The 17,643-nt window shown below is 68.8% G+C and carries 15 protein-coding genes; 12 read left to right on the forward strand and 3 right to left on the reverse strand.

What is annotated here, in order from left to right; genetic code table 11:
* Positions 1–26: 26 nt before the first annotated feature.
* Together fusA and EIP75_RS14445 are read right to left on the reverse strand one after the other, a co-directional pair.
* On the reverse strand, positions 27–2,090 hold the full coding sequence (gene fusA / locus EIP75_RS14440) for an elongation factor G (RefSeq protein WP_125243979.1): 2,064 nt from the start codon (positions 2,088–2,090) through the stop codon (positions 27–29).
* 584 nt (positions 2,091–2,674) lie between these two features.
* The gene (locus tag EIP75_RS14445) at positions 2,675–3,517 is read right to left on the reverse strand and encodes a hypothetical protein (RefSeq protein WP_125243980.1); all 843 of its coding nucleotides are present in this window, start codon (positions 3,515–3,517) and stop codon (positions 2,675–2,677) included.
* A 58-nt stretch (positions 3,518–3,575) separates the two neighbouring features.
* Between EIP75_RS14445 and EIP75_RS14450 the strand changes: the two genes are divergently transcribed.
* Together EIP75_RS14450 and EIP75_RS14455 are read left to right on the forward strand one after the other, a co-directional pair.
* Positions 3,576–3,830, forward strand: a complete 255-nt coding sequence (locus EIP75_RS14450; protein WP_125243981.1) for a DUF1289 domain-containing protein — start codon at positions 3,576–3,578, stop codon at positions 3,828–3,830.
* 72 nt (positions 3,831–3,902) lie between these two features.
* Positions 3,903–4,973: a ProQ/FINO family protein gene (locus EIP75_RS14455; RefSeq protein ID WP_199758595.1), complete on the forward strand. Its 1,071-nt coding sequence runs from the start codon at positions 3,903–3,905 to the stop codon at positions 4,971–4,973.
* A 49-nt stretch (positions 4,974–5,022) separates the two neighbouring features.
* Here EIP75_RS14455 and EIP75_RS14460 read toward each other — a convergent pair whose 3' ends face one another.
* Entirely contained in the window at positions 5,023–5,928 is a 906-nt protein-coding gene (locus tag EIP75_RS14460; protein ID WP_125243982.1) for a LysR substrate-binding domain-containing protein, read from the reverse strand.
* A gap of 329 nt (positions 5,929–6,257) precedes the next feature.
* Between EIP75_RS14460 and EIP75_RS14465 the strand changes: the two genes are divergently transcribed.
* From EIP75_RS14465 to EIP75_RS14510, 10 genes are all read left to right on the forward strand, one after another.
* The gene (locus EIP75_RS14465) at positions 6,258–7,025 is read left to right on the forward strand and encodes an SDR family NAD(P)-dependent oxidoreductase (RefSeq protein ID WP_125243983.1); all 768 of its coding nucleotides are present in this window, start codon (positions 6,258–6,260) and stop codon (positions 7,023–7,025) included.
* Between the two features lie 19 nt (positions 7,026–7,044).
* Positions 7,045–8,718, forward strand: coding sequence for a (2,3-dihydroxybenzoyl)adenylate synthase (locus tag EIP75_RS14470; protein WP_125243984.1), 1,674 nt, complete (start codon positions 7,045–7,047; stop codon positions 8,716–8,718).
* A gap of 38 nt (positions 8,719–8,756) precedes the next feature.
* A complete protein-coding gene (locus tag EIP75_RS14475; protein ID WP_125243985.1) occupies positions 8,757–9,599 on the forward strand; it encodes an amidohydrolase family protein in 843 nt (280 codons plus the stop codon).
* Positions 9,600–9,735: 136 nt separating this feature from the next.
* Positions 9,736–10,941, forward strand: a complete 1,206-nt coding sequence (pcaF, locus tag EIP75_RS14480) for a 3-oxoadipyl-CoA thiolase (RefSeq protein WP_125243986.1) — start codon at positions 9,736–9,738, stop codon at positions 10,939–10,941.
* A gap of 13 nt (positions 10,942–10,954) precedes the next feature.
* A complete protein-coding gene (locus EIP75_RS14485) occupies positions 10,955–11,764 on the forward strand; it encodes a crotonase/enoyl-CoA hydratase family protein (RefSeq protein ID WP_125243987.1) in 810 nt (269 codons plus the stop codon).
* An 18-nt stretch (positions 11,765–11,782) separates the two neighbouring features.
* The gene (locus EIP75_RS14490) at positions 11,783–12,553 is read left to right on the forward strand and encodes an enoyl-CoA hydratase-related protein (RefSeq protein WP_125243988.1); all 771 of its coding nucleotides are present in this window, start codon (positions 11,783–11,785) and stop codon (positions 12,551–12,553) included.
* Positions 12,554–12,606: 53 nt separating this feature from the next.
* Entirely contained in the window at positions 12,607–13,893 is a 1,287-nt protein-coding gene (locus tag EIP75_RS14495) for an MFS transporter (RefSeq protein ID WP_125243989.1), read from the forward strand.
* Positions 13,894–14,027: 134 nt separating this feature from the next.
* The gene (locus EIP75_RS14500) at positions 14,028–15,110 is read left to right on the forward strand and encodes a porin (RefSeq protein WP_125243990.1); all 1,083 of its coding nucleotides are present in this window, start codon (positions 14,028–14,030) and stop codon (positions 15,108–15,110) included.
* 105 nt (positions 15,111–15,215) lie between these two features.
* Positions 15,216–16,637 (forward strand): FAD-binding oxidoreductase, encoded by a 1,422-nt coding sequence (locus EIP75_RS14505; RefSeq protein ID WP_125243991.1) that lies wholly within the window; start codon positions 15,216–15,218, stop codon positions 16,635–16,637.
* 23 nt (positions 16,638–16,660) lie between these two features.
* Complete coding sequence (locus EIP75_RS14510; protein ID WP_233584868.1) at positions 16,661–17,596, forward strand: alpha/beta hydrolase; 936 nt, start codon at positions 16,661–16,663, stop codon at positions 17,594–17,596.
* The last annotated feature ends 47 nt before the right edge of the window (positions 17,597–17,643 follow it).

Genomic DNA, 17,643 nt, shown 5'->3' on the forward strand with positions numbered 1-17,643 from the left:
TATCGGCTCGCGCGCTTCAACGTGCATCAACGCGCTGCGGCCCGCGCCACCAGGTGCTCCGGCAGCACCGCCAGGTGGCTCAGCTGCATCGCGTACTGCGCCCGCCCGTGCGACAGCGCCCGCAGTTGCCCGATGTAGCCGAACATCTCGGCCAGCGGCACGTTCGCCTGCACCACGGCGGCGTTGCCGCGCGTGTCCTGCGAACGCACCAGGCCGCGCCGGCGCATCAGGTCGCCGATGACGTCGCCCAGGTGGTCGGGCGGTGTCACCACCTCCACGTCCATCACGGGCTCCAGCACGACGGGCCCGGCCTGTGTGGCCGCCTCGCGGAAGGCCGCCGCCGCCGCAAGCTCGAAGGCCAGCGCCGACGAGTCCTTCTCATGGAAGGCCCCATCCACCAGGGTGGCCTGGAAGTCCACCAAGGCAAAGCCCGCCACCGCGCCGGCAAGGGCTGCGCGGCGCACCCCCGCTTCCACGGCGGGGATGAACTCGCGCGGCACCGCGCCGCCGACCACCTCGCTGACGAAGCGCACGCCCTCGCCGCGTTCGAGCGGCTCCAGGCGCAGCACCACCTGCGCGAACTGGCCCGGGCCGCCGCTCTGCTTCTTGTGCAGGTGAGTGACCTCGGCCGTGCGCGTGATCGTCTCGCGGTAGGCCACCTGGGGCCGGCCCACGTTCACCTCCACGCCATGGCGCGCGCGCAGCTTCTCCAGCGACACCTCCAGCTGCAGCTCACCCATGCCGGACAGCAGCGTCTGGCCGGATTCCGGGTCCTGCCGCAGGTGCAGGCTCGGATCCTCGCGGACCAGGGCCTGCAGCGCCTTGGACAGTGCCTGCTGGTCGGCCTGGGTGCGCGGCTCCACGGCCACGTCGATGACCGGCTCGGGCACGGTGATGCTCTCCAGCACCACCGGGTGGGCCGGATCGCTCAGCGTGTGCCCGGTCAGCGTGGACTTGAGACCCACGATGGCCGCGATGTCGCCCGCCACCAACTCCTGGCGTTCCAGACGCTTGTCGGCGTGCACCTCGTAGAGGCGGCCGATGCGTTCCTTCTGCCCAGTGCTGGCATTGAGCACCACGTCACCCACGCGCACGCGGCCCTGGTAGACCCGCACGAAGACCATCGCGCCGTGCTCGTCGTGCACCAGCTTGAAAGCCAGTGCGGCGAACGGGCCATCCGCGCCCTGGCCTTCACCATGGGCGCTGTCGGCCGAGATGTCCTCCGGCGTCGGCAGGTAGGCGTTGACCGCGTCCAGCAAGGGCTCGACGCCCTTGTTCTTGAACGCCGAGCCTGCCAGCACGGGCACCACGGCACCCGCCAGCGTGCCCCGGCGCAAGGCCGATTGCAGCAGCGTTTGCGGCACATCGCCATCGCGCACGTAGGCCTCCAGCGCGGCCTCGTCCTGGTCGGCCACGGCGTCGAGCAGGCGCGCACGTGCCGCATCCACCTGGGGCAGCAGTTCGGGCGGCACGGGGCCAATCTCCATGGGCGCGCCGGCGCGGTCGCTGGGCCAGTACAGGGCCTGCATCGCGACCAGGTCGACCACGCCATGGAAGCCCGCCTCCTCGCCGATCGGCAGGTGCAGCACGGCTGTGCGCACGCCCAGGCGCTCTTCGATCATGCGCACCACGCGGGCGAAGTCGGCGCCCGTGCGGTCCAGCTTGTTGATGAAGGCGATGCGCGGCACACGGTACTGGTCGGCCAGGCGCCAGTTGGTCTCGGTCTGCGGCTCCACGCCGGCCACGCCGTCGAACACGACGACAGCGCCGTCCAACACGCGCAGCGAGCGGTTGACCTCGATGTTGAAGTCGATGTGGCCCGGTGTGTCGATCACGTTGATCTGCACGCCTTTCCAGAACACCGTGGTGGCGGCGCTGTTGATGGTGATGCCGCGCTGGCGCTCCTGTGGATCGAAATCCATCGTGGCGGCGCCGTCATGGACTTCGCCCATGCGGTGGCTCTCGCCCGTGTAGAACAGGATGCGTTCGGTGGTCGTGGTCTTGCCCGCATCGACGTGCGCGATCACGCCGATGTTGCGCAGGGCCCGGGGGCCGGTGGCGGCGGGAGGGGTGTGGTGACGGTGGCTCATACGGATCTCTCAGAAAACTGGTCTTGGGTCAGAAGCCAGCCCCGGTGCGATCCGCCTGGTGCGCGTGTGCGCTGATGCGGTGGGGGCTAGGCCTCGTGCGCCTGCGAAGCGACGGGCGACTCAAAGCGCGGGCGCAGGTGGGCCCGGGCTTGCGCCAGATGAATCGTGGCGATCAACTTGTCGTAGGTGCGCATGGCGTGGTCCTGATGAAAAGTGCGGTCGAGAAAAACAAAAGCCCCGGGGGCGTGGGCCGACCGGGGCGGTGTGCCGGAAGGCCCAGGCCTTCCGAACAGGGATGTCGAAAGGCTATCGTCGCAAGGCGTGCGTCGTGCGCTCACCCACGGGCAGACCCGCTTCGTGGTGACGAAGCGCGTGCTGGCCGGCCGTGAACGCGGGGGTGAAGATCGTCATGATGAGACGGTGCCTGGTGACGTGGAACGTGCGTGAAAGACGTTGGTGAAAGCCTGAACGACAACGGAGGACAACAGCCGTTTTCGCTGCGGGATCCATTGTGCGCCTGGCGCGCGCGGCCTGCAATGACCGCGTCTTCAGTGCATGTATGGGCTCATGGCCAGGCTTCAAGTTCACGCCAGCGGCAGGTCGCCGGGGCGAACGGTCATGGCCTGGTGCAGCGCCATCAGGCGGGTGGTGTCTTCGTCCTGCTGGTCCGGGCCCAGCGTGAGCAGCGGCCGGCACACCGCATAGCCAGCGGCGTGGTGGCTGTAGCCGGCCAGCCAGCGCGTGTAGGCCTGCTCGGCTTGGCCGGGCTCGCGCGGATAGCGGTTGGGCGGACGCGTGGTGCCGCAGCGCCAGGGCTTGGGCGACAGGCGCGCGCGGTAGCAGTGCTGGCTCTGGCACAGGCGCTGGTAGAGCGGGTCGGCGCCGAGCGCGATCATCAGCTGCCGAGCGGTGTGGGCCTCGGGCTCGTGCCATTGGTTGGTCAGGAAGACGCGCAGGCCGGCGTAAGTTTCGAACACGGTCAGGGCCAGCTCGGGGTGATGCGCATGGAAGGCCTGGATCTCGGCCACGCGCCTGGCCTTGGGGGTGGCGCCGCTGGTGAACCGTGCCTTCAGGCGGTCCACCAGGCCGGCGGGCTGGGTGTCCACATCGGCGATCAGCAGGCGCGGCGTGTTGAGCACTAGCACACCATAGCCGTTGCGGGTGATGGCGCCGATCAATGTGCCGTTGGCACCGGTGATCTCTTCGACCAGCTCTTCGCGGATCTCGCCGTGTTCGTAGCCGTAGGTGTCGAAAGGATCGGGCTGCTCCTGCACCAGGCGCGCCCAGTGGCGCAGCTTGGCGCGCGCCAGCTGGAGCGCCTGCTCGGTGCTTTCGCTGGAGCCGCCCCAGCACGTGGTGCGGTACATCTGCCCATCGCGGTTGAGCGCGGTGCCTTCCGTTTTTTCCCAGTACTTGGCGATCTTCATGGCGGTGCAAGGGGAATGGACGCGCGCAGTATCGCGCTGTGGCGGCACAATCGGGCGCATGTCCCTGCCGTTGCCATCGTCTCCTGTTCCCGCACCGTCCACCCCCACCGTGACAGTGGCCAGTCCGTGTGTGCGGCGCTGCACGCTGGACCAGGACGACGTGTGCATCGGCTGCGGCCGCACGCTGGACGACATCCGCCAGTGGGGCACGATGAGCGATGCCCAGCGCGGCGAGTGCGTGGCTCGGGCGGCACAGCGGCGGCAGGAGCGTGAACTGAGCTGGTCTGGCGTCAAGCAGGCCCCCGGGTCCTGACCCTGCACGGCCTCTGCCTTTGCAGGCACAATCAACCCTTCCGCCTTCAGGCCCTGCTTCCGCGCCCCGTTCATGTCTTCTTCGACCAGCCCTTCGCCCGAGCACGACAACGCTGCTTCGCCCGAGACCGTGCCGACCCCGGTCCCCAACGTGGAGAACGCGGCCGCTGCTGAAGCCGTGAGCGCGCCCACGCTGGATCCGGCCGCCAGCCCTGAGAGTCCGAGCGAAGGCCAGACCGCAGCCGCAGCCGAAAGCGCGCCTGCGGCCTCGCCGGCCAAGGCCGACGACATGAGCCCCGCTGCTGCCGGCGATCGGCTCAAGCAGCTTTTTCCGGCCTTGTTCACCGGCGGCGCCAAGCCGCTGAAGCTGCGCATCCAGGCCGACATCCAGGAGCGCGCCCCCGGCGTGTTCACCAAGGCCGTGCTGTCGGCCTTCCTGCGCCGCCACACGGGGGCCACCTCCTACCTGATCGCCGTGTCCAAGGGCACGCAGCGCTTCGACCTCGATGGCCAGCCGGCCGGTGAGCTGACGGAAGAGCACCGCAAGGTGGCCGCTGACGAGCTGACCCGCCGCCGCGCCAACCAGGACGCGCGCCGTGCCCAGGAAGACGCCGCCCGCCGCGAAGAGGACGAAGGGCGCCGCAAGCGTGCCTCGCTGCTGCGCGATTTCGAGACCACCAAGCTGACGGAAGCCAACTTCTGCGCGCTCAAGGGCGTCACGGCCGAGCAGCTGCCCGAGCTGCTGGCGCTGGCCCGCAAGGAAGCCCTGGAGCGCCCGCCCGCACCGCAGGGACGTCCGCCTCATGGCCACGGCCGCCCGCGCCATGACCATGGCGATCAGCGCCGCGACGACCGTCGCGGGGGGCCCGGTGGGGCACGTGGTGGCGAGCAGCGCCCGGGTGATCGCCGCGATGCCCGTGGCCCCCGTGCCGATGACCGCCGTGGTCGCCCTGACGGTGGCCCGCGTGGCGACCGTGACCACCGTGGCGGTGATCGCCCGCGCCAAGGCCAGAACCCGAACTCGGCGCAGCAACGCCCTCAGAACCGCGATGGCCAGCCGCGTGGCCCTCGCAACGCCGCGCCTGCCGATGGCAACAACAAGCCACAGGACAACAAGCCGAGCGAGCCCGGCAAGCCGGAGTGAACCGGGCGCACTGAACAAAGAAGCCGCGCACCTGCGCGGCTTTTTCATGTCAGGCCGCCGCGTTCTGCCCCGGCGCGGAGCGCAGCATCAGGTCGACCAGGTGTTCACCGGCCGGCGTGAGCGGCAGGTCGGGCCGCCGGATCAGCACGATGTCCGGTGCCGGCAGGTGCTCACGCACCGGGATCACCAGCAGCGTGCCCGCGGTGAGCGGGAAGTCGGCCCACTGCCGCGGCAGCATGGCCAGCAGATCGGTCTCGGCCAGGGCCACCATCAGTGACAGTGCACTGCCCGCCTGCAAGGCCACCTTCGGCGGCGGCAGATCATGCCGTGCGAACAGGCGCGACAGGTCTTCACTGGCGTTGTAGTCGATCGAGGTGGTGGCCCATTCGGCCGAGGCCAGGTCCTTGAGCGAATTGAACTGCGCCATCGGGTGGCCCTTGCGGCCCACCACCGCACGCGTGTTGCTGAACAGGATCTCCATCACCAGCCCGGGGGCGGGTTGCAGGCGTGGCGCGGCCCCCATGTAGAAGTCGATGCTGCCCTCGCGCAGGCGGCTTTCGATGTCTGGGAACAGGCCTTCGATCAGGTGCAGCTGCACCTGCGGATAGCGCCTGCGAAACGCCGGCAGGGCCGATGGCAGCAGGCCCGCGTGCGGCATGATCGACAGCCCGGCCACCAGGGTGCCCACCCCATCGCCTTGCACCTGCGCAAGCTCATCGCGCGCACGCCGCACCTCGTTGACGATGGCGCAGGCGCGTTGGTGGAACAGCCGCCCGGCGGGCGTGAGCGTCATGCCCAGGGCCTGCCGCTCGAACAGCTCCACGCCCAGCTCCTTCTCCAGTGCGCGCACGCTGCGCGTGAGCAATGGCTGGGCCATGTCCAGCTGGCGCGCGGCCGCCCGCAGGCTGCCGTGCTCCACGATCGCGACCAGGTCGCGCAACTGCGTGAGTTTCATCAGGGGTGGTGGACAGCCCGAGGGTTTCCGCCGGGATGTCAATCGCGTATCACTTCGCGGATTCTGGCATCTTCCCGCCCCCTCGGCCGCTGCCTAAAGTCAACCCAACTGCTCGATGAAGCAGCAACCGACGAGGAGAGCCCACCGTGATCTTGCCGAGGCCTTCGGGTTAATACCCGGTCTGCCGACCAGGCCCTTTCCAGACCGCCATTGCCGCATGCCGCACCGGGCCGTGTGACCCAGGTTGTGCTGCCGCATGGCCGCTCACGGTGCCTCTTTCCGTCTCTCACTGTTTCTCACCGTCACACGCTTTCACCCAAGGACAAGCCATGAGTTCCACCCCCCGCAAGAAGGCCCTCGTCACCGGCGGCGCCACCGGCATCGGCCGCAGCGCCGTGCTGGCCCTGGCCGGTGCCGGCTACGACATCGCCATCGTCTACGGCTCCAGCGCCAAGGCAGCGCAGGCCGTGGCCGGCGAGGCCGAAGCGCTGGGCGCCAAGACGCTGCTGCTGCAGTGCGATGTCAGCGACGATGCCGCTGTGCGCCGCACCATGGCCGCCATCGGCGAGACCTTCGGCCACCTCGATGCCCTGGTCAACAACGCCGGCACCACCGCCACCTGGAAGGTGAAGGATCTCGAAAGCCTGGACATGGCCGAGTGGGACCGCACCTTCGCCGTCAATGTGCGCGGCACCTTCCAGGTGGCGCGTGCCGCCGTGCCGCTGCTCAAGAAGGGCACGAACCCCGCCATCGTCAACACGGCCAGCATCGTGGGACTGCGCCCTGGCCCGCAACCGCTGCCCTATGCCGCCAGCAAGGCCGCCGTCGTCAACCTGACCAAGACGCTGGCCTGGAACCTGGGCCCGGACATCCGCGTGAACGCCGTGGCCCCGGGCTGGATGGAGGGTGAGTGGATGGAACGCATGCTGGGCGACAAGTACGACGACCTGATGGGCAAGCGCGCCAAGCAGACGCCGCTGCGCCGCTGCGTCACGGCCGACGACGTGGCCGAGGTGATGCTCAACCTGATCACCGCCAACCGCTTCGTCACCGGCGAAGTGGTGGTGATCGACGGTGGCTTCACGGCCTCGACCTGATCGGCAAAGGAGCATCACCATGCTGGAAGGATTCGTGCCCTTTCCCGACGATTTCGCCGCGCGCTACCGCGCCCAGGGCTACTGGCGCGACCAGTCGCTGGCGCAGGAGTTCGCCGATGTGTTCGAGCGCTACGCCGAGCGCACCGCGCTGATCGACGGCGAGCGCCGCTATACCTACGCGCAGCTCGATGAGGTCAGCAGCAACCTGGCGCTCAACCTGCTCGAGCTGGGCCTCAAGCCGCTGGACCGCGTCGTGCCCACCCTGCCCAACGTGGCCGAGTTCGTGGTGCTGTACTTCGCGCTGCAGAAGATCGGCTGCATCCCGATTGCGGCGCTGGTCACGCACCGCTATGCGGAGATGAGCCAGTTCGTGCGCCTGGCGCAGGCGCGCTGCGTGGTCTACCCGACCTCGGTGCGCGAGCAGGGCGGCGAGTTCCGCTTCGCGCCCATCATCGACCGTGTACAGGCCGAGCAACCCTGCCTGCAGCTGCGCCTGGTGCTGGGCGAGGCCGGCCCTGGCGAGCATTCGCTGACGGCGCTCATCGACAAGCCTGCGAATCTGCCCGCATCGAAGCTGAGCGAGCTGCGCATCGAGCCCACCGACCCGTGCATCTTCCAGCTCTCGGGTGGTACCACCGGCATCCCCAAGCTGATCCCGCGCACCAACAACGACTACGCCTACAACTCCAAGGTGGCGGCCGAGGTCGCGGGTGTCAACGGCGATTCGGTGCTGCTGCTGGTGCTGCCCATCGCGCACAACCTGCCGCTGGCCTGCCCGGGCATCCAGGGCTTCCTGTTCAACGGCGCCACGGTGGTGCTGCACGCCAACACGCGGCCGGCCGAGATGTTCGCGCTGATCGAAAAGCATGGCGTGACCCACATCAAGGTGGTGCCCGCGCTGCTGATCCGCCTGATCAACGACCCGGCCATCGACGGCGCCAGGCTGGACTCGGTGCTGCAGATCCAGAGCGGCGGCCAGCGCATGCAGCCCGAGGTGCGCATCCGCACGCGCCAGCTGTTCCCCAATGCCTTCGTGCAGGAGAACTTCGGCATGAGCGAAGGGCTGCTGATGTTCGTGCGCCAGGGCGATGACGAAGAAGTGCTGCTGGAAACCTGCGGCCGCCCTGTGTGTGCCGATGACGAGGTCCGCTTGATCGACGACGACGGCCGCGAGGTGCCCGATGGCGAGGTGGGCGAGCTGGCCTGCCGTGGCCCCTATACCTTGCGCGGCTACTTCGGCGTGCCCGAGTACAACGCGCGCCAGTTCACCCCCGATGGCTTCTACCGCTCGGGCGACCTGATGCGCAAACACCCTTCAGGCAACTACATCGTCGAAGGCCGCAAGAAGGACCTGATCAACCGCGGTGGCGAGAAGATCAGTGCCGAAGAGGTCGAGAACCTGATCCTGATGCATCCGGCCGTGCAGAACGTGGCCTGCGTGCCGATGCCCGACGCGGCCATGGGCGAAAAGATGTGCGCCTTCGCCGTGCTCAAGCGTGGCGCCACGCTGGACCTGCCCACCCTGGTGGCCTTTCTGCACACGCACGAGATCGCCCGCTTCAAGCTGCCCGAGCGTCTGGAGCTGCTGCCGGACTTCCCGGTGTCCACCTTCGGCAAGGTTTCCAAGAAGGCACTGGGCGAGCAGATCGCCGCCACGCTGGCCGACGAGGCCCGGACCGCCCAGGCCGCCTGACCTTACTTCACACCCCGATCACGAAAGCGACACACGCCATGCGCATCATCGACCTGCACTGCTATCCCGGCACACAGACCTGGATCGAATCACAAGGCCCCTACCCCGAAGCCCTGGCCACCTACTGGAAGCGTGACTGGGTGGGCAAGGCCGAAGAGGATGTGATCAAGGAGTTCGCCACGGCCGGCGTCGAAGCCTGTCTGGTGGCCCTGGACCTGGAGACCACCGTGGCCAGCCCGCCCTGCACCAACGAGTACGTGCATGGCATCTGGAAACGCCACCCCGATCGCATCCTGCAATGCTGGGGCGCGGTGGAGCCCGCCAAGGGCGAGATCGCCATCCGCCAGGTCAAGAAGGCCGTGACCGAGCTGGGCTTCATCGGCTTTCACTTCCACCCGATCATGCAGCACTTCGCGGTGAACGACCGGCGCTACTACCCACTGTTCGAAGAGATCAATGCGCTGGGCGCGGCCGTGATGATCGACGTGGGCACCACCGGCATGGGCGCGGGCATGGCGGGTGGCCACGGTGCACGCATCCGCCATGCCCACCCTGGCTCCATCGACGACCTGGCGGCGGATTTCCCGAACCTCAAGATCATCATGGCCCACCCCGGCTGGCCCTGGGTCGACGAGACCACCGCCGTGGCTTTGCACAAGGGCAATGTGTACTGGGAGATGTCGGGCTGGGCGCCCAAGCACTTCCCGGGCAACCTGAAGGTCGACATCCGTGGCCGCCTGCAGGACAAGATCATGTTCGGCAGCGATTACCCCAGCCTGCCGTATGAACGCATCCTGCGCGAATGGGCCGAGCTGGGTTACAGCGATGCGGTGATGGACAAGGTCATGCACGGCAACGCCGAGCGCGTACTGGGATTGTGACGGCCCACCCCCCAGCGGCCAGGACCGCTCCCCCTCAAGGGGGCGCTGCCTTGGGCCCGGCAAAGCCGGCTCCCCGGCAGCCGCTTGATCGGTGTGGCGTGCTGCCACCTCTGCTTCACTCTGGAGACCATTTCGCATGACCTCAGCGTTCATCATTGACGGCCTGCGCACGCCCATCGGCCGCTACGGCGGCGCGCTCTCGGGCATCCGCACGGATGACCTGGGCGCCATCCCGCTGCAGGCCCTGATGGCCCGCCACCCGCGCCTGGACTGGGGGCAGCTCGAAGAGGTGTACTTCGGCTGTGTCAACCAGGCCGGTGAAGACAACCGCAACGTGGCCCGCATGAGCGCGCTGCTGGCCGGCCTGCCCGTCACGGCGGCGGCCGCCACGGTGAACCGCCTGTGCGGCTCGGGCCTGGAGGCCATTGCCAGCGCGGCGCGGGGCATCGCCCTGGGCCAGCTGGATCTGGCGATGGCCGGTGGGGTGGAAAGCATGAGCCGCGCCCCGCTGGTCATGCCCAAGGCCGCCACCGCCTTCAGCCGCCATGCCGAGATCCACGATTCCACCATCGGCTGGCGCTTCGTCAACCCGCGCATGGAACAGCTCTACGGCATCGACGCCATGGGCGAGACGGCCGAGAACGTGGCCGACGAGCACGGCATCTCGCGTGCCGACCAGGATGCCTTCGCGCTGCGCAGCCAGCAGCGTGCGGCCAAGGCGATCGCGGCTGGCCTGTTCGACACCGAGATCGTGCCCGTGCCCGGCAGCACCCAGAAGGGCGAGACGCGCCTGTTCAGCCAGGACGAGCACCCGCGCCCCGACACCACGCTGGACACCCTGGCCAGGCTCAAGCCCGCCTTCCGCCCCAACGGCACGGTCACCGCGGGCAACGCGTCGGGCGTGAACGATGGCGCGGCCGCCCTGCTGCTGGCCAGCGAAGCCGGTGCCTCGCGCAACGGCCTCACGCCGCTGGCCCGCGTGATCGGCATCGCCACCGCTGGCGTGGCCCCGCGCGTGATGGGCATCGGCCCGGTGCCGGCCGTGCGCAAGCTGCTGGCGCAAACGGGCTTGAAGATCAGTGACTTCGATGTGGTCGAGCTCAACGAGGCTTTCGCGGCGCAAGGCCTGGCCGTGCTGCGCCAGCTCGGCCTGCCCGACGATGGCGAGCACGTGAACCCCAACGGCGGTGCCATCGCCTTCGGCCACCCGCTGGGCATGTCCGGCGTGCGCCTGGCTCTGACCGCGGTGCGCCAGCTGCAGCGCACCGGCGGGCGCCGCGCGCTGTGCACCATGTGCATCGGCGTGGGGCAGGGCATCGCGTTGGCCATCGAGCTGGTTTGATTTCAAGGACACCATGAGCCACCCCAACGACCCCATCCTGATCGAGCGGCGCGGCCATGTCGCCCTGCTCACGCTGAACCGCCCGGCCACGCGCAACGCGCTCGACGGCGAAGAGCTGTTCGCGGCTTTTGAAACCGTGTTCGCACGCCTCAACGAGGATCTGGACATCCGCGCTGCCGTGCTCACAGGCGCCGGCACGGCCTTCTGCTCCGGCGGCAATGTGGCCGAGATGCGCGACCGCCAGGGCATGTTCGGCGGCTCGCCCGAGCAGATCGTGGCCAACTACCGCGCCGGCATCCAGCGCATCCCGCGAGCCTTCCAGACCTTGCACGTGCCGATCATCGCGGCGGTGAACGGGCCTGCCATGGGCGCGGGCAACGACCTGGCCTGCATGTGCGACATCCGCATCGCCAGCAGCAACGCGCGCTTCGCTGAGAGCTTCGTCAAGGTCGGCATCGTGCCGGGCGACGGCGGTTGCTGGTTCCTGCCGCGCATCGTGGGCCTGGGCAAGGCCTCGGAGCTGGCCTTCACGGGCGACACCATCGATGCAGACGAAGCCTTGCGCATCGGCCTGGTCACGCGCGTGGCGCCGCCCGAATCGCTGCTGGACGAAGCCTTCGCGCTGGCCCACCGCATCGCCGCCAACCCGCCGCAGGTGCTGCGCTGGACCAAGCAGCTGCTGCAGCAGGCGCGCGATGCCTCACTGGATGAAGCGCTGGACCAGGCCGGCCAGTTCCAGGGCCTGGCCCACCACACGGCCGACCACACCGAAGCGGTGGCCTCCTTCTTCGAGAAGCGCCCCGCGGTGTTCTCTGGCCGCTGACCGTACAGGAGCCTCGCCATGACACAAGACATCCTGCTCGAAGAACGCCCTCACCCCGGCGTGTCCGTGCTGCGCCTGAACCGCCCCGAGGTGCTCAATGCCCTGAACCTGGCCCTGCGCCAGGCGCTGGCCGAAGCCTTTGCCCGGCTGGATGCCGACGACACCGTGCGCGTGATCGTGCTGGCCGGCGGCGCGCGTGCCTTCTGCGCGGGCGCCGACCTGAACGAGTACCTCGATGCCACGGCGCCCGAGATCATCGGACGCCAGATGGACCGGCTGTGGGGCGCCATCAGTGCCTGCCGCAAGCCGGTGATCGCGGCGGTGCGTGGCCACGCTCTGGGCGGTGGCTGCGAGCTGGCCATGCACGCCGACATCCTGCTGGCAGGCGACACGGCCGGTTTCGGCCAGCCCGAGGTGCGCCTGGGCCTGATGCCCGGCGGCGGCGCCACCCAGCGCCTGAGCCGGGCCGTGGGCAAGTTCCGCGCGATGAAGCTGCTGCTCACGGGTGAGCGCATCGGCGCGGCCGAGGCCTTCGCGATGGGCCTGGCCAGCGAGGTCGTGCCCGATGCCGAGCTGGAAGACCGCGCGCTCACGCTCGCGGCGGAACTGGCGCAAGGCCCGCGCCTGGCGCAGCAGTTCATCAAGGAGGCCGTGCTGGAAAGCATGAGCAGTCCGCTGGCGCTGGGCCTGCAGTTCGAGCGCAAATCCTTCCAGCTGCTGTTCGCCACACAGGACAAGCACACCGGCATCGCGGCCCGCCTGGCGAAACAGGAACCTCGCTTCGATTGATCGACCACCCCAAAAGCACCTCATGATGGTGCCTGACCGAGGAGATTTCAGAGATGAGCAAGCCCCTGTCCAGCCCCTGGTGGGTCGTTGTCGGATCGCTGCTGGGCCTGACGGTCGGCAACGGGCCGGTGATGCAATTCACCTTCGGCGTCTTCGTCAAACCCCTGAGCGAGGCGCTGAACACCGACCGCGGGGCGATCTCCGGCGCGCTGCTCGCGGGCCTGGTGGCCACCGGCATCGCCACGCCCTTCATCGGGCGCCTGATCGACCGGCACGGCATCCGCCGCATCAGCCTGCCGGCCATCGTGCTGTTCGCCCTGGGCATGGCCGCCATGGGCCTGCTGGTGCAGTCACCCGCCGCGCTGATCGTGATGTATGCGCTGTGCGGCATCGTGGCCAGCGGCCAGACCCCGCTGCCCTACAGCAAGGCCATCGCCGCCGTGATCGACGACCGGCGAGGCCTGGCCCTGGGCATCGCCACCGCCGGGGTGGGCCTGGGCACCATGCTGATGCCGATGTTCGCGCAGCACCTGATCGGCAGCGTGGGCTGGCGGGGCGCCTACGTGGGCCTGGGTCTGCTGACCCTGGTCGTGGCCTTGCCGGCCATGGCGGGCCTGGTGACGCGCGGTGAAGCAGCTCGACAAGCCACGGCATCGGGCCAGGCATCGGCCAAGCCGCTGGACGCGCCCGGCATGACCGCCGCACAGGCCCGCACCAGCGGCTGCTTCTGGGCTTTGGCCCTGGCCTTCTTCTGCGTGGCCCTGGCCGCTTCCGGCGTCATGGCCCACATCGTGCCCTTGATGAGCGACCGCGGCGTGCCGGCCGCATCGGCCACCAAGGCCCTGGGGGCGGCGGGCGTGGCGCTGGTCGTGGGCCGCCTGATCGCCGGCTGGCTGCTCGACCGGGTGCATGCCCCGCGCGTGGCCCTGGCCTTCTTCAGCCTGCCGCTGATCGGCATCGGCCTGCTGCTGGGCACGACCGATGCCAGCTTCGGCATCCCCGCGGCCGTGCTGGTCGGTCTGGGCCTGGGCGCCGAGGTCGACCTGATCGCCTACCTGCAGTCGCGCTACCTGGGCATGAAGGCCTTCGGCGAGATCTATGGCTACCTGTTCGCCATCTTCATGCTGGGATCGGGCCTGGGGCCCTTCGTGATGGGGCAGAGCTTTGCCAAGCTGCACAGCTACCAGCCGGCCTTGATGCTGTTGAGCGCGGCACTGGTGGTGGCGTGTCTGTTGATGGCGCGCCTGGGGCCCTACACCTACCAGCCGGCCAGCCGGCCCGCGCCCGCACGCGGTGGTGCGGCGCCGGAGGCTGACAAGCAGCCGTCCATGGCCACCTGATCACCTTGATCGGCTGATGCCCGAGCCGCTGTGGCGGCTCGTCGATCCCTTCTCTGTTGCGTTCCACCCCGATCCCGCATCGGGCCGTGGACGGGCGGAGCCTTGCCTGCACTTTTCAAACAAGAGCCCACACCATGAAGAAGTTTCGCGTCCTCTCTGCCTGCGTGGCGCTGCCGCTGACGGCCCTGGCCACCTTCATGTCCAGCGCCCAGGCGCAGTCCTTGCCCACATCGCAGCTCACGCTGTACGGCAACATCGACACCGCGCTGATCTGGTCCAGCAACACCAACGCTCAGGGCCAGTCGACCACCAGCGTGGCCTCGGGCGGTTATCAATTGTCCGTCTGGGGCCTGATGGGGCAGGAAGACCTGGGCGGTGGGCTGAAGGCCTTCTTCCGCCTGGAGAACAGCTTCAACGCCGACACCGGGGCCGTGTCCCTGTCGAGCTCGTTCTTCAACCGCTTTGCCGTGTTGGGCCTGCGCAGCGACAGCTGGGGCGCGGTCAGCCTGGGCCGCCTGGGCAGCATCGGCTTCGACTACACGGTGCTGGGCTATGACCTCACCAACCTGGACACCTATGGCATCGCTGCCTTGGGTGCCGTGCCTTTCGTCAACCTCAAGATCAACAATGCGGTGAAGTATGAAACACCGCGGCTGGGCCCGGTGCGCGCCACGCTGATGACCAGCACCGGCCAGGAGGCCGCCGAGGCCAGCTCGGCGGGCCGCTACTCAGGCCTCGCGGTGGAATACGCCAGCGGCGCGTTCAAGACCCGTGTCACGCACGAGGTTACGCATGGCAGCTACAGCAGCGCGCTGAATCAATCGTCCTTGCAGGACAAGCGCAGTACCCTGGCCGCCCGTTATGACCTGAGCAGCGTCTCCTTCTTCGGCGAGGCCGCCTGGATCAATGGCGACCTGCGCCTTACCCCGCGCGGCCGCCTGCTGCAGGGCGGCGTGAGCTGGCGTCCCAGCACCAGTTGGACGCTGATCGGCGAGGCGGGTGTCTACGACTACAGTGATTCCGATGGCCACCCCACGCTCTCGCACCTGGTGGCGCAGTACCACTTCTCCAAGCGCACGATGTTGTACGCGTTCGGAACCTATGTGGACAACCAGGGTGGCAGCCGTGTGAGCTCGCTGTTCGCGGCAGGGGCGTTGGCCCCGGTGGCGGGACAGTCGCAATCGACGGTGGGCCTGGGCCTGGCGCACAGGTTCTGACCTGCATGCGGGCATGGCCCGCCGCACGACGCCGGGCTGCAATGCCGGCCTCAAGGCCGGCTAGGATGCGTCTCTGAACATTCAAAAATTCAGAGGACATCCCGCATGCCGACCCGCCGCACCGTTTTGCAGCAGGCCTTGCTCACCGCCGGCCTGGCCGTGGCCCAGCCACTGCGTGCGCTGGCCTTGCCGAACAGCGACTCGCTCGCCATTGCCAATGTCACGCGCCTGTACAACGTGCGCGTGGCCCGCATCGCCTCACCCCAGAACACGGCCGAGGTGATCAAGGCCGTCACCGGCTGGCCCGGCCAGGTGTCGGTCGGTGGCGGCCGCTACAGCATGGGCGGCCAGGTGGCCATCGAAGGTGGCCTGCACTTGGACATGCGCGGCCTGAACCGCCTGGTGTGGCTGGACCCTGCGGCCAAGCGCGTGCGCGTGCAGGCCGGCATGCGCTGGCGTGATCTGCAGGATCTGGTCGATCCGCACCACCTGGCCATCAAGACCATGCAGAGCTACGCCAGCTTCACCGTGGGTGGGGCGGTGTCGGTCAACGCACATGGGCGCTACGTGGGCAATGGCCCGGTGTCCGGCTCGGTGCGCGCGCTGCAATTGGTGCTGCCCGATGGCCGTGTGGCCGAGGCCAGCCGCCAGCACCATGCCGAGCTGTTCCGTGCCGCCGTGGGCGGCTATGGTGCGCTCGCCGCCATCACCGAGGTCGAGCTGGACCTGGTCGACAACACCCGCATCGAGCGTGAGGTTCGCGCCGTGCCCCTGAGCGGCTACGTGGACTTCTTCAACCGCGAAGTGCGTGGCCATGCGCGCACCGTGATGCACAACGCCGACCTGATGCCGCCCCTGTTCGACGCGCCTGTGGCGGTCACCTGGCGGCGCAGCGACAAGCCCCTGACCGATCCGGAACGCCTGGTGCCACGGGATCGCCGCTACACGCTGGAGCGCGGCGTGATCTGGGCCATGACCGAGCTGCCCGGCGGCAGCACCTTGCGCCGCAGTGTGGTCCAGCCCCTGCGCATGGGCGGCGAGCGCGTCATCTGGCGCAACCGAGAAGCCAGCCTGGATGTGGCCGAGCTGGAGCCCCGCTCGCGCGCAGCCGCCACCTACGTGCTGCAGGAATACTTCATCCCGCCGCGCCACTTCCTGGCCTACACCCGCGCCTTGGCGCCCTTGCTCCACACGCCGTGTGCCGAGGTGCTCAACGTGTCGATCCGGCATTCACCGGCCGATGCGGACGCCCTGCTCCCGTGGGCACGCGAAGAGGTCTTCTCCTTCGTCGTCTATTACAAGCAGGGCACGAGCGAGCCCACCTGCCGCGCCGTGGGTGATTGGACCCGCAGCCTGATCGACCTGGCGCTGCGACATGAAGGCCGCTACTACCTGCCCTACCAGCTGCACGCCAGCCGGGCCCAGTTCGACCAGGCCTACCCGGAGGCGGCGGTCCTTCGCGAACTCAAGCGCCGGCACGATCCCTTCAACCGATTCTCGAATGCCCTTTGGGCGCGCTATCTCTGAGCCCAGCGGCTACGCTGTGGCTCATGCCTTCACAGAGAACACCGTCCCGCTTCCAGCACCATGTCGGCGCCTGGCGCCGTGCCCCGGTGGGCATGGCCCTCGCGGCCCTGGCCCTGCTGGCCGGCTGCTCGCCCGTCAAGCTGATCAACGCCATCACGCCCGACGACACCTTCGCGCTCACCCGCGACGTGTCCTTCGGGCCCCTGCCGGCCAACCAGGTGGATGTCTACCGCCCGCTCGGCACGCCGCCTCCAGGCGGCTGGCCGGTGGTCGTCTTCATCCATGGCGGATCCTGGCAGACGGGCGGGCGCGATCAGTACAAGTTCCTGGGCGAGGCGCTGGCCTCGCGCGGCATCGTGCTGATGGCCAGCAGCTACCGCCTCTACCCCGAGGTGCGCTACCCTGATTTCCTGCCCGACAGCGCTCGGGCTGTGGCCTATGCGCTCGGGCACGCCGGCCGCCATGGCGGCAACCCGCGCAAGGTGCTGGTGATGGGCCACAGTGCCGGCGCCTACAACGCGGCCATGGTGGCGCTGGACGACCGCTGGCTGGCGCAGCAGGGCCACCACATCACCGAACTCGCCGGCTGGGTGGGCCTGGCCGGCCCGTACGACTTCATTCCCATCAAGGACAGGTCGGTTCAGCCGGTGTTCCATCACCCCGATGTGCCGCCTGACTCGCAGCCCGTTGCCCATGTCTCGGCCCAGTCGCCGCCCACCTTCCTGGGCGTGGCCGACTTCGACGCCCAGGTCAACCCGGACACCAACAGCGGCCACCTGGCCACCAGGCTGGAATCCCAGGGCGTGCCCGTGGTGTTCAAGCGCTACGGGGGCGTCGACCACCTCACCCTGATCGGTGCCTTTTCGCGCCCGCTGCACCGCATGGCCCCCGTGCTCGACGACGTGGCGGCCTTCGTGCAGACCATGCCCGAGGCGCCCATAAAAAACGGGCCCCGTTGAGGGGCCCGTTGAAAGCGCAAACAGGATTGCGCGCCAGGAGGAGACAA

Source organism: Aquabacterium soli, from assembly GCF_003933735.1.
Taxonomy (GTDB): domain Bacteria; phylum Pseudomonadota; class Gammaproteobacteria; order Burkholderiales; family Burkholderiaceae_C; genus Aquabacterium; species Aquabacterium soli.

Excerpts from the sequence above, each read along its gene's own strand:
- fusA (WP_125243979.1), bottom strand. The coding sequence starts at position 2,090 with ATGAGCCACCGTCACCACACCCCTCCCGCCGCCACCGGCCCCCGGGCC.
- EIP75_RS14445 (WP_125243980.1), bottom strand. The coding sequence starts at position 3,517 with ATGAAGATCGCCAAGTACTGGGAAAAAACGGAAGGCACCGCGCTCAAC.
- EIP75_RS14450 (WP_125243981.1), top strand. The coding sequence starts at position 3,576 with ATGTCCCTGCCGTTGCCATCGTCTCCTGTTCCCGCACCGTCCACCCCC.
- EIP75_RS14455 (WP_199758595.1), top strand. The coding sequence starts at position 3,903 with ATGTCTTCTTCGACCAGCCCTTCGCCCGAGCACGACAACGCTGCTTCG.
- EIP75_RS14460 (WP_125243982.1), bottom strand. The coding sequence starts at position 5,928 with ATGAAACTCACGCAGTTGCGCGACCTGGTCGCGATCGTGGAGCACGGC.
- EIP75_RS14465 (WP_125243983.1), top strand. The coding sequence starts at position 6,258 with ATGAGTTCCACCCCCCGCAAGAAGGCCCTCGTCACCGGCGGCGCCACC.
- EIP75_RS14470 (WP_125243984.1), top strand. The coding sequence starts at position 7,045 with ATGCTGGAAGGATTCGTGCCCTTTCCCGACGATTTCGCCGCGCGCTAC.
- EIP75_RS14475 (WP_125243985.1), top strand. The coding sequence starts at position 8,757 with ATGCGCATCATCGACCTGCACTGCTATCCCGGCACACAGACCTGGATC.
- pcaF (WP_125243986.1), top strand. The coding sequence starts at position 9,736 with ATGACCTCAGCGTTCATCATTGACGGCCTGCGCACGCCCATCGGCCGC.
- EIP75_RS14485 (WP_125243987.1), top strand. The coding sequence starts at position 10,955 with ATGAGCCACCCCAACGACCCCATCCTGATCGAGCGGCGCGGCCATGTC.
- EIP75_RS14490 (WP_125243988.1), top strand. The coding sequence starts at position 11,783 with ATGACACAAGACATCCTGCTCGAAGAACGCCCTCACCCCGGCGTGTCC.
- EIP75_RS14495 (WP_125243989.1), top strand. The coding sequence starts at position 12,607 with ATGAGCAAGCCCCTGTCCAGCCCCTGGTGGGTCGTTGTCGGATCGCTG.
- EIP75_RS14500 (WP_125243990.1), top strand. The coding sequence starts at position 14,028 with ATGAAGAAGTTTCGCGTCCTCTCTGCCTGCGTGGCGCTGCCGCTGACG.
- EIP75_RS14505 (WP_125243991.1), top strand. The coding sequence starts at position 15,216 with ATGCCGACCCGCCGCACCGTTTTGCAGCAGGCCTTGCTCACCGCCGGC.
- EIP75_RS14510 (WP_233584868.1), top strand. The coding sequence starts at position 16,661 with ATGCCTTCACAGAGAACACCGTCCCGCTTCCAGCACCATGTCGGCGCC.